Genomic DNA, 10777 nt, shown 5'->3' with positions numbered 1-10777 from the left:
GTCAGGTAGACCGAGGTGTTCCTTGGGAGTCACATAACAGAGCATAGCCGTTCCAAACCAACCGATCATCGCGGCTCACGCAGCGGACTTAGCAAAGGGACATCCAGGCGCCATCGAAAGAGACAACCTTCTTAGCAAGGCACGTTTCGAATTCCGTTGGGAAGATCAGTTCTCTCTTTCTCTAGATCCTGAAACCGCTCAATCGTTTCATGATGAAACGCTTCCCCAAGACCGAATGAAGACGGCTCACTTTTGTTCCATGTGCGGTCCTCATTTCTGTTCTATGAATCTCACTCAGGAACTCAGAAAGTTTGCGGAAGAAAAAGGCGTCGACGAGAACGAAGCACTTCAGGTCGGAATGGTCGAAAAGTCCAAAGAATTTTTGGAAAAAGGCGCGGAGATCTACAGCGCTCCCTGATCTACTTCGCTTAACAATCCGACCGAGCCATCCTAACCGGTCGGATCGCCGAATTCTCTCGAAACCTTTTTAGTCGCATCCGCGTGGATCGACCGGCGAACTTTGATTATGCGGAAGCGCCCGGAGGCCGCGACACTTCCAACTCACTGAGTTCCGCTCGATCTTGACGGACCCGATGGGCGCCCTGTAGGAAGTGGGCGCTGAGCTTTTGTTCGTGTCATTGATTACAGATGCGAATTCGGCGATTCTTTTGTTTGAACTGAGAAATGTGGGAACTCTTACTTTCTTGTCTGGCGCGCTGAGGACTGAGTTGTGAATCCGAAGTTTGTGGGAACTCCCGCGTTTTCAAAAAATCCTCGGAAAACAACTTGTTCCGACAAACAAAAACAGATAAAATAGGATGGACCGACCTGGTTGGAAAAAAAACCGGCGGACTCGGTTCGATTTCGTCTAACGTTTTTCCGTTACGACTCTAAGAATCTGTTCTCCCAAATCGATCTTTCCGTCCGGCGTTCGGATCGTGGAACGGACGACGTCCTGATCTTTGAGATATTGAGTTCGTCTACTCTGAGCTTTGACGAAGAGTTCCCACTTTTTCTTTTCGGAAAGAAAACCTCCAAGGGCTTGAACCAATTTTCCGGGAGCACGCAGCGCGCAACCGGAAGGGGTTCCGGTCAGAAGAACGTCTCCGGGAGCAATATTACAAAATCTTGATAGTTCTACGATTGTTCCCAAAGGTTTGAAGACAAGATTGGAAGCTTTATCTTTTTGCCTAACTTCTCCGTTTACAGTCAGATTCAATTCTAAGGATTCGTAGGACGCAAAGTCTCCCTTTTCTAAAACCGTAAGATAAGGACCGGCGGGAAAAAACGTTCGATACGACTTTCCCTTGTACCACTGCAATTGAGGAATTTGAATATCTCTCGCGGAGACGTCGTTGGCCATAAAAAAAGCCGCAACAAATTCCTCCAAATTTTTAGAACTCGGATCCAAAGAAGAATCGAAACCTTTTCCGAAAACGATCCCGAGTTCGATCTCATAATCCAAAAGTTTTACGTGATAAGGACGGACGATTTCTCCGATTGGGGAAGTAAGGGAAGCATCCGATTTTGTGAAGAAAAGATTGTAATTCTTATCATCCGGATCGAGTCCCGATTCGATCAGATGTTGTCGATAGTTCGCCCCTTGACAAAGGATCTGACACGGCGCCGTGATCGGAGAAAGGATCGAGACCTCGGAGATTGAAAACGTTTTTTTAGAGGAAGCTTTTTTCTTTTTTCGGAGAAATTCTAAAAGTTCCGCAGTGGAAAGATCGCCGCATTCCAGAGATTGGATCGTTTCGTTTGTAACGAGTCCCCATTTGACTTGATTCTTTTTGCTAAACCGAACATAGTTTTTTGCCATGGATCATTCCATCATTGAGATTCTAAAATTGAAGTTCCGAAATGGATCGGAACGTTATGCGAAATTCACTAAAACGTTTCTTTCAGCTTTGATTTGTTTCCAATCTCGGGAGAAAACCGATTTCTCATTTCAAAGAGCAAAACAAAATAATGGATCGCAATCACTCAGGTGACTTTTGCCCTTGCGATGGACTTCGCAAAAATTCCCGGTAAAAATTTATGTAAGAATGTCGCAAAGTTTTCCCGAAAGCCCGCGATGATGATTTCGTTTTTTCCTTTTGCGATCGCATCTAAGATTTTTTTCGCACATTCGTCGGCTGCGATTCCCTGTTCGATGATGGAATCCATTTTTCCTTGTTTGGTGCCGTCTCCTTTGAGCGCGTTGTTTGAAATCTGAGTTTTGATAAATCCCGGATAAACCAAGGTCACCTTTACTCCTTCCTTTACGTTTTCAGCGCGAAGGGCTTCGTAAAAACCGGTGAGAGCCGCCTTACTCGCGCTATATCCGCTCCGAAGAGGAACGCCAAAAAGACCAGCGACGCTGGAGATCGAAGAAATCGTTCCTGATTTTTGTTTTCTCATAAACGGAAGAACCGCGAGAGAAAGCGCGATGTTTCCAAAATAATTTACGTCCATGAGTTTTTCGTAGGTATCGATCGATGTTTCGTAAGTATAGGAACGTTGGCTGATCCCCCCGTTGTTGATCAGAATGTCGATTCTTCCAAACTGATCGATCGCTTTTTTGGGAACGTTCTTTAGTTTTTTATAATCTTCTAAATCTAAGGGAAGAATCAGACTGTTTGTTTTCGTGAGGCCGCATTCTTTCTTGACCCTCTCTAATTCCTTGATCCTTCTTGCGGAAAGAACAACCTTGGCTCCTCGTTTGGCCGCTTCTTTAACGAGTTCTTCTCCGATTCCGGAAGAAGCGCCTGTGATCCAAACAACTTTGTCTTTGTAAAATGTTTCGCTCATTGAATTCCCCTTTTTTTTGGACGACGATTCGATTCCGAACTTCGTTTTAAAAACTTCTTTGTAAAAAGCGATGTTTCCAAAGAAAGGATATCGATTCAAGAATTCTTCTCATACGAAATCGGATTTTGGAATGAAAAGACGCGAATCCCGTTCTAAAAACGAATCGCTCGTCAACCGAAGAGAATCTAAATTCCTTCAATCCGTCTCGTCGAGTTTGTGGATTTCGATGTCCAAGGCGCGGACCGAAAGATGAATTTCCACCAAACAGATACAAAGCGAAACGACGAGAAACAAAAGTGCGATTCCGAAAAGAAACCATGCAATCCGTTGAAGATCGAATGCCAAAACCGTAAGACAGGACGTGCAGGAAAGAAGACTGAGAATACCCATACTCTGAGTGTGGCGAATTAAGGAGAGACGAAAGCGAAGGTTTCGAATTTGAGAAAGAAGATCCGGATCTCTTTTTTCCTGGAACTTCGCGATGAGTTGTCTTGAAAGATTTGCGAGTCCTAAGAATCGATTTGTATAGGCGAGCATAAGAAGGGAAATCGCGGGAAAGAGAAGGCCGGGCGTGTTAAACGATAAATCGATCATAGTTCTTTCAGGGGAAGAATCAAACGTTCTCCCGTTCTGTAAAGTTTCATTTTTTCCCAATCCTGCGTTTTCATAACTAAAAAAATATCGCGTGAATTCGTAAGTATAATAAGAATACGTTGAGGCAGATTATGAATACAGAATCAAACTTGGTTTCAAAACCGGATCTTACCGTTCATAGAATTTTTGAAATTCTCGGAGTGTTATCTTTTGTAGTCCTCTCGATATATCTCGGCTATCAACTCATTCGTTTGTTTGCTTTTGACGTTTCCGAAAACGTTTGGCTGTTTTGGACTCTTCCTCTCGTAATCTTAACTTCCTGGATCGGCGCGGATTTTGTTTCAGGTTTGGTCCACTTCTTAGGGGACAGTATAGGCTCCGAAAAAACTCCGATCTTAGGTCCGGGTTTTATCTTTCCTTTTCGAGACCATCACGTCGATCCCAAAGGAATTACAAGACACGATTTTATCGAAACCAACGGAAACAATTGTCTTGTATCGCTTCCGATTTTGGCCTATTACGTTTTTTTCTGGGAGTCTTCCGGGATTACGAGTTCTCTTCTCGCCTTGTTTTGGTTTTTTTTACTCTGGGGAATTTTTGCGACCAATCAGATTCACAAATGGGCTCACCAGGATTCGCCCGCTGCGATCGTAAGAATATTACAAAATTATAAAATAATCTTAGGACCGCAACATCACATGATTCATCATACGATCCCGTATGATACTTATTTTTGCATCACTACGGGATGGTTAAATCCGATTCTGAAATATCTCAAGTTTTATGAAATTCTAAGATGGATATTAAGAATTCCTCCCGCGGAGGTCAGTATGGAAGAATCCATATCCGAAAGATAACCGGCAGAAAGGAGAGGATAAAATAACCCTCTCCTAAAATTCTATAGAATTGACGTTTCTGAAAGAAACCTTCCCGATAAACGATCCAAACGGGAATCGTATAACCGAGACAAAAGTATAAGAATTCCGGAAGGAACTTCGGATTTTCGCAGATCCAAAATAAATTCAAACCCAAACCCAAAAATGCCAAAATAAAAACGCTTCCTTGGAGCGTGCGGGGGGAAATCTGTTTCAAAATGGAGATCACATTTTCCTTTTTGTCGACCTCCCTTTCCATATAAGAATTCATAAACGAATTGCAGAGAGCGGCCAGTAAGAATAAAAAACAGGGTATCCCGATCTCCATTTTTGTTTTTGCCGAGAATAGAATCGGACCAAACCAAACTCCCGCCGTATAAAGGATCGAAACCGAACATTCCTTCCAAAAAAAGTCGAGTTGAAGATAGGAAAGGAATATATGCAAAAAAACGAATATCCCGAGTATCAATCCGGCGGTAAAAATCCATTCCCTTAAAAAAAGGATTGAAAGGATAAAACAGGACGTCGATACGGCCCCGAGGACGATGCTTAGTAATATTAGATTGTCATAATGGAATTTGTGTCTAATGTTGATGCTGTTTTCTCCGAGTTTCCATCCGTCAAAAAGATGATCCGCAGTATAGATCACCCAAACCGCCATCGGAAGAAGAAACCAAAACGCGGGGCGCATTGTCGTTTCTAAAAGTGTGGATGCAAATATTGCGGAAGCAAGCGCGCCGAATACGATATCGATACTCAGGACGTTCCAAAAGAAAAAAGTTTTTTTAAAAATCGAGTCTGGCATTTATTCGGTTTAAACTTTGAAAAATCAGAATTTTACAGTGGTGTCGACCGAAAGTCCGTTTCAAGAAGAATTTGCAGCGGATTGTTTTGTTGGGCGCAAATGTTTCCATGAAGGTTTTGATTTACGAAAGGAACGATTTGTAATCGGCGGGTCTTATATTTAGTTTCCCTTTTTTACCTGAAATCTTAGTTCGACTCCTTCTTTTTGAAAGCGGGAATGGATCCGTTTGATATATTCGTGTTTAATCGCAAATTGGTCGGTAAATTCGAGGGATGGAAGTATGACTTTAAAATCCACCGAACTTTCACCAAATCGTTGATAGCTGAAGGATACTTCTTTTACCGGAGCGTTTTTGTAAAATTGTTTTAGTACTTCGTTTGCGATTTCAACTGCAATCGATTCCACCTTTTCCAAATCACTCTGATAAGCCACGCCAGCCTCGATCGCAATGGACAACTCTTTGGATGGAAGGTCGAAGTTTGTAAAAACCGAAGAGGACATCACGGAATTGGGAACTATGATCGTGCTGTTGTTGAATCTTCGGATCGTCGTTGTCCTCCATGTAATGTCCTGGACGTAACCTTCCAAGCCGTCTCCTTGGAGCCGAACGTAGTCTCCTTTTTTGAGTTGTTTTCCCATTAGGATGCTCAAACCCGAAAATAAATTGGAGAGGGTGGGTTGTAAACCGAGTGCGACTGCGAGACCTCCGACTCCGAGCGCTCCTAAAATCGGTGCGACCGAAATTCCGAGAGATTGGAGAATCAAAATTACTCCAATGGCGAATAACGTGATTCGTATCACGTTGCTGATGATGGAAGCTGAGGAAAGCAGACCTTCCGTTTTTTCGGAATAGGTTTCGAAAACCGCGGAGAACAAACGTACCAGCGAGAAGGTGAGTAGAATAATCGCGGCGATCTTGAAGGATAAGAATACGAATTCTTCGAACGCCGGAGAAAGTTTTTGGAATCTTAAAAAAAGATAAGACCCAAGTAGGAAAAAAAGAAGTCGTATAATTCTTCTTCCGGCTTTGTAGAGCGGATGCGAACTTTGGATTTTATTCTGAAAAAGGATCCCAGAAAGTCTGGGGACAATTCTATCCCCGACCAGATAACCGAAAAATAAAACAAAGATAAAAATTCCCGCGGAAGTTCCCAATTCAAAAAAGAATTCTTTAGAAAACCATGTTTGTAAGAGATTCCAATCCATGAGATCAGTTTCCCGAGAAATAGTCAGCGTGCAAGATCAAATCGTATGATCCAAGTTCGCTGTAACATTTTAATACGACTTCCGAATTTCAGACAAGAGGCAAAGATGAAAAAAATTCTATCGACCCTAATCCTCCTTTGCGGAATTTCTCTTGTGGCGATTCCTATCAACAAAACTTTTTGGCGGGATCTTGCGATCAGCGGTTACGATCCGGTCGCCTATTTCACGATCGGTAAACCGACTGAGGGAACAAAGAAATATCAGTTTCGTTGGATGGGCGCGGATTGGAGATTTTCCTCCGATGAGAATCTAAAAAAATTTAAAGAAAATCCCGAACGGTACGCTCCTCAGTTCGGCGGTTATTGCGCTTACGGGGTTGCATTCGGTGAAAAGGTTTCGATCGATCCAAAACAATGGAAGATCGTCGACGGAAAACTTTATCTCAACTACGATCACGATGTTCAGGTTTTATGGGAAAAGGACATTCCGGGTTGGATCGAAAAGGCAAAAAAAGAATGGGAGTCGCTCGGGAAAAATTAAACCGAATTCTTTATTCAACTTTGGCTTTGATGTGTCGTTTTCCGGTCAAAAACGAATCGCCGACTATGTCTTCTTCGCAAAATTGAGATTTTAGGATGACAGGATAAAAAACATCTTCAATCTACTCCAGAATTAAGGAGAACAGGGAAGGGATGTCCAGGCTGCTTGATCGACTCACAAAAAAGACCCATAAAAAAATCCAATGGGAAGAGCTTCCGAATCTCCATTCGGATTCGGAAGACCCTGATTTATTAATCCGAAGTCTGATTTCTCAAAAGCTCGGGCTTGGCATTCGAGAGATCGTTTTTTGCCTTCCTTCTAAAGAAGCCGAAACGCTTAAAAAATCCCACGACTTTCTAACGCTTGTAAGAGATTTAAAACACGGAGGTTTTTCCATTTCTTCCGGAGACAGCGATCGTATCCTTTCCGGAATCGGGGAATCTTCCGAGAAGTTTTTCAACTTTTTGAAAAATCGCCCTCAACCATCGGCTTGTTTGGTCTGGACCGGTCGCGGACTCGCAAAAGAATTAGAATTCAAATATCATGATTTTCTAAAGCACCCGCACGCCGTGCATTCTTATAATCGCGAAGCCGAGCCGTTTAGACCCTCCAAATTTACGATTCGTGTAAAACTGCTTTCGATCGTATCCGCAATCATCATGATCAGTATGAGTTTGATGATTACGATGGCGACTTACTTCTTTCGAAAATACAGCGAAATCCTAATCCAAGAATACAATCTTTCTCTTGCGAGGTTGACCGGACTTCAGTTGAGCGGGAAGCTCAAGGAAACAACCCTGAAGATACAGGACTTTCGCCCCGGAGAATCTGAAAAATTTTTTCGTACAAATTCAAACGCGATCGCATACGTTCGGTTTAAACTAAAACCGGGAGAGCCCGTTCGAGAGATTAGTTCTCTTTTTTGGAATCTTAAATTCTTAAAAAATAATTCCGTTTCCGGAGTTCCCGATCCTGAAGTTCTGAAATCAGCTTTGGAAAAAGCTTCTTCCAGACTTTCGGGGACATTAGAAGTTTTGAATGTATCTTCGGAATTCGGTTTCCCGGCCGTCGCGGTCCTTCTTCCGGTTTCCAACGGCATCGAAATTTCAGGGCTTGTTTTTTCCGCGACCGAATTTTTGGATGCATTTCTTGCAGTCCGTCAGACTGATTTTTTTCAGATGCTCGTAGTGGATTCTTCCGGAAACCTAATCGCCCATTCGAACGACAAAGAAGCGATTTCGGGAAAAGATTATAAAAAACATCCGCTTGTGGAGAATATGCTTCGAAGTCCTTCGGACAACGGATCTCAGAGATTCGACTTTGAAGGAAGGGAGGTTTTAGGTTCTTATCAACAGTTGGAAGTCGGAGGTCTCGGAATCATTTCCACGTTAGACGCCGATCTTGCTTTCGAAGCTGTTTATAAAATCAGAAGGCAAAATCTTTTGATCATGATTTCCGTTTTGTCAGTGGCATTCTTTGTGGTTTTCGTTTTTTCCAGATCTCTTACGATTCCGATCATTCAACTTCTTTTAGCGACTCGTAAGGTGGAACAGGGGGATTACGCCGTAGATATTAGGCCGACGACGCACGACGAAGTCGGAGTTCTTACCAACTCGTTCTTAAGAATGGCAAGAGGTCTCGAAGAAAGAGAGAAGATCAAAAATACTTTCGGCAAGTTCGTCAACAAGGAGATCGCAGAAAGGGCCTTATCTTCCGATCTTAAGTTGGGGGGAGAGAACAGGGAAGTCACGGTATTTTTCTCCGATCTTCGCAACTTCACGGGTATGTCCGAGAAGATGAAACCCGAAGAAGTGGTGGAATTCTTAAATCAGTATTTTACCGAGATGGTAGAATGTATCTATCTCACTCAAGGAATCGTGGATAAGTTTATCGGCGACGCCGTTATGGCTCATTGGGGCGCCCTTGTGCACGACGGAAACGAACCTAAGAATGCGATCAACGCCGCTTTGTTAATGAGAAGAGCGCTGATCGAGTTCAATCGACAGGGACACGAGATCGGTCGTCCCTTTACGAGATTCGGTTGTGGGATCAATTCCGGGCCGGTCATCGTCGGTCAGATCGGTTCCGAAAAAAAACTCGAGTTCACGGTAATCGGGGACACGGTCAATCTTGCCTCGAGAATCGAATATTTAAACAAAGAATTCGGAACGGACATCCTGATATCCGAAAGCACTTATGCGCAGGCTAAGGACCACTTTCAATTTGTGGAACTTCCCCCGGTTTGGATTCGAGGGAAAGAAAAACCACAAAGCATCTACGCGGTGTTAGGCTGGAAAGACGATCAAGATTGTCCGAAATCCTTGGAAGAATTGCGTGCGTTATGCGGCATTCCCGATCCCGAATCTCCTTCCAGGTCCTTGGCATGAATTTATATTCGAAATTCGGAAAAGAGATTCAAGTGGGAGCGTTGTCCTTTTTTATTTTTTTCGTTTCCCTTTTTCTTTTTTGGAGGGAAGGGACCGCGGATTTCGGGGAAGGCAGAAAAGAAACGGTCGGGAACATCACGTTTAAGTATAGAACCGCTCAGAGAAAATTTTCGGATCGAATGATCTGGCAGGACGTGGAACAGAATTTTCCCATTTTCAATCACGATTCCGTAAGAACAGACGAACTTTCGGAAGCGGTAGTAACCCTGATTTCGGGAACGAAGTTCGAACTCGATCCGAGATCGATGATCGTTATCAATCTAAAAGAGGAAGAAGAACTTTTGGAATTGGAGGAAGGTTCAGTCCGTGTTCAATCTTCAAACCCTGTGACACTGTCTTCCGGAAAAACAACTCTAAAATCGGGGGACGAACCCAGCCTATTTCGTATAACGCGCACACCAAACGGAGAAGAAAATTCTATAGAATCTACAAAAGGGAATTTGAAGTGGATCGGTTCGAATCAAGAGAACGGAATTCTCAGAGAAGGTGAAAAGGCAAAGATGACAAACGATTCTTTTTTTTCGATCCGGGATGAATTGGAAGTATTGGAACCCCAAGACAATCATAGAATTTTTCCGGAAACCGGAGAAGCGAAGATAGGCTTTCGCTGGAATTCAAACGCTGTCATATCATCCGTCTTTTTGGAAATTTCTTTGAATCGAAATTTTACACCTTTGATTTTAAAAAAAGAAATAAGAGGTGAATCGGCGGAAATAATTCTTCCGGAAGGAATTTATTACTGGAGAATTCTCTCCTCGGATAAGAAAAAAAAATCAGAGACCCGCAAGTTTCGAGTGCTTCCGAACCCTCCCGTGGCACTTCTTTTCCCGTTAAAAAATACTCGGTTAGAAGGAAGTTCTCTTCAAACCTTTCGCTGGAAAACTTCCAGATTGGCGACGGGCTATATCCTTGAAATTTCGGATTCGGGCGATTTTAAAAACGGACTTAGACAATTGACCGTTTTTAAAACTTCGATTTCGATTCCTCTTTCATCGGGAACTTATCATTGGAGGGTCAAGGCATTCTCCAATCTGCCGGGAGCCGAATCGATATCCGAGGCAAGATCCTTTCAAGTGGACGAATCACGTCTTGCACAGAAGGATTCGATTCCGGTCGAAACTTCTTCCGAAACAAAAATCGAAACTTCACAAAAGGAAAAATCGATCACGAAAGAAATTTCTAACTTACCGGTTTTGCTTTTTCCGATCAAAGGGCGAGTTGTGGATATGACCGGTCAGAATTCGATGGTCTTCCGATGGAAACACAGTTCAACTTCGCGAGAACAAAAATGGAGTCTAAACTTATACGGAGTCAATGGAGAATCGATTCTGAAACGGAGCGTCAACGGTGAATCCTTTCGATTGACGGACCTGAGCGTTTTGGACGTGGGAAAATTCTCCTGGTCTTTAATCCAGGAAGGAAACGAAACCAATCAAATTCGATCGGAATTTAAGATCGTGTTGAGGGAAGAATTGGCGGCTCCGGAAGCGAAAGCCACCGGTAAAAAAGGGGACTAA

General features: G+C 43.1%; 10 protein-coding genes and 1 pseudogene. 5 read left to right on the top strand and 6 right to left on the bottom strand.

Features of this window, described 5'->3' with window-relative positions; all coding sequences use genetic code 11:
- Positions 1-45, bottom strand: a 45-nt coding sequence (locus JWG45_RS22650; RefSeq protein WP_408611666.1) for a hypothetical protein, incomplete at its 3' end; no start/stop codon positions are given.
- Between the two features lie 22 nt (positions 46-67).
- Between JWG45_RS22650 and JWG45_RS21155 the strand changes: the two are divergent.
- Positions 68-418 (top strand): annotated as a pseudogene (locus JWG45_RS21155) (phosphomethylpyrimidine synthase ThiC); the annotation flags it as partial.
- A gap of 450 nt (positions 419-868) precedes the next feature.
- Here JWG45_RS21155 and JWG45_RS21150 read toward each other — a convergent pair.
- The 3 genes from JWG45_RS21150 to JWG45_RS21140 all read right to left on the bottom strand — a co-directional run bounded on the left by JWG45_RS21150 (position 869) and on the right by JWG45_RS21140 (position 3387).
- Positions 869-1822, bottom strand: a complete 954-nt coding sequence (locus JWG45_RS21150; protein WP_205281588.1) for a fumarylacetoacetate hydrolase family protein — start codon at positions 1820-1822, stop codon at positions 869-871.
- Between the two features lie 164 nt (positions 1823-1986).
- Complete coding sequence (locus JWG45_RS21145; protein ID WP_205281587.1) at positions 1987-2793, bottom strand: SDR family oxidoreductase; 807 nt, start codon at positions 2791-2793, stop codon at positions 1987-1989.
- A 195-nt stretch (positions 2794-2988) separates the two neighbouring features.
- Positions 2989-3387: a DUF2721 domain-containing protein gene (locus JWG45_RS21140; RefSeq protein ID WP_205281586.1), complete on the bottom strand. Its 399-nt coding sequence runs from the start codon at positions 3385-3387 to the stop codon at positions 2989-2991.
- A gap of 131 nt (positions 3388-3518) precedes the next feature.
- Between JWG45_RS21140 and JWG45_RS21135 the strand changes: the two genes are divergently transcribed.
- Positions 3519-4244 carry a fatty acid desaturase CarF family protein gene (locus JWG45_RS21135; protein WP_205281585.1) on the top strand — a complete coding sequence of 242 codons (726 nt, stop codon included), beginning with the start codon at positions 3519-3521 and terminating at the stop codon, positions 4242-4244.
- Here the strand turns inward: JWG45_RS21135 and JWG45_RS21130 are convergent.
- Together JWG45_RS21130 and JWG45_RS21125 are read right to left on the bottom strand one after the other, a co-directional pair.
- Positions 4213-5055, bottom strand: a complete 843-nt coding sequence (locus JWG45_RS21130; RefSeq protein ID WP_205281594.1) for an LA_0991 family prenyltransferase-like protein — start codon at positions 5053-5055, stop codon at positions 4213-4215. The two genes, JWG45_RS21135 and JWG45_RS21130, sit on opposite strands and share 32 nt — an antisense overlap.
- Before the next feature lie 171 nt (positions 5056-5226).
- Positions 5227-6273 carry a mechanosensitive ion channel family protein gene (locus JWG45_RS21125; RefSeq protein ID WP_205281584.1) on the bottom strand — a complete coding sequence of 349 codons (1047 nt, stop codon included), beginning with the start codon at positions 6271-6273 and terminating at the stop codon, positions 5227-5229.
- A 105-nt stretch (positions 6274-6378) separates the two neighbouring features.
- Here JWG45_RS21125 and JWG45_RS21120 point away from each other — a divergent pair, with 105 nt between their 5' ends.
- From JWG45_RS21120 to JWG45_RS21110, 3 genes are all read left to right on the top strand, one after another.
- Positions 6379-6813, top strand: coding sequence for a YHS domain-containing (seleno)protein (locus JWG45_RS21120; RefSeq protein WP_205281583.1), 435 nt, complete (start codon positions 6379-6381; stop codon positions 6811-6813).
- A 152-nt stretch (positions 6814-6965) separates the two neighbouring features.
- Positions 6966-9200: an adenylate/guanylate cyclase domain-containing protein gene (locus tag JWG45_RS21115; RefSeq protein WP_205281582.1), complete on the top strand. Its 2235-nt coding sequence runs from the start codon at positions 6966-6968 to the stop codon at positions 9198-9200.
- Positions 9197-10777 (top strand): hypothetical protein, encoded by a 1581-nt coding sequence (locus JWG45_RS21110; protein ID WP_205281581.1) that lies wholly within the window; start codon positions 9197-9199, stop codon positions 10775-10777. Before JWG45_RS21115 ends, JWG45_RS21110 begins: the two co-directional genes overlap by 4 nt.

Source organism: Leptospira ainlahdjerensis (assembly GCF_016919175.1).
Classification (GTDB): domain Bacteria; phylum Spirochaetota; class Leptospiria; order Leptospirales; family Leptospiraceae; genus Leptospira; species Leptospira ainlahdjerensis.
Note: the sequence above shows the minus strand (reverse complement) of the source record. Positions and strands in the feature narration are given on the sequence as shown.

Bases quoted from the DNA above. Each gene is read 5' to 3' on its own strand.
- JWG45_RS21140 (WP_205281586.1), bottom strand. From the start codon at position 3,387: ATGATCGATTTATCGTTTAACACGCCCGGCCTTCTCTTTCCCGCGATT.
- JWG45_RS21120 (WP_205281583.1), top strand. From the start codon at position 6,379: ATGAAAAAAATTCTATCGACCCTAATCCTCCTTTGCGGAATTTCTCTT.
- JWG45_RS21145 (WP_205281587.1), bottom strand. From the start codon at position 2,793: ATGAGCGAAACATTTTACAAAGACAAAGTTGTTTGGATCACAGGCGCT.
- JWG45_RS21110 (WP_205281581.1), top strand. From the start codon at position 9,197: ATGAATTTATATTCGAAATTCGGAAAAGAGATTCAAGTGGGAGCGTTG.
- JWG45_RS21125 (WP_205281584.1), bottom strand. From the start codon at position 6,273: ATGGATTGGAATCTCTTACAAACATGGTTTTCTAAAGAATTCTTTTTT.
- JWG45_RS21135 (WP_205281585.1), top strand. From the start codon at position 3,519: ATGAATACAGAATCAAACTTGGTTTCAAAACCGGATCTTACCGTTCAT.
- JWG45_RS21115 (WP_205281582.1), top strand. From the start codon at position 6,966: ATGTCCAGGCTGCTTGATCGACTCACAAAAAAGACCCATAAAAAAATC.
- JWG45_RS21150 (WP_205281588.1), bottom strand. From the start codon at position 1,822: ATGGCAAAAAACTATGTTCGGTTTAGCAAAAAGAATCAAGTCAAATGG.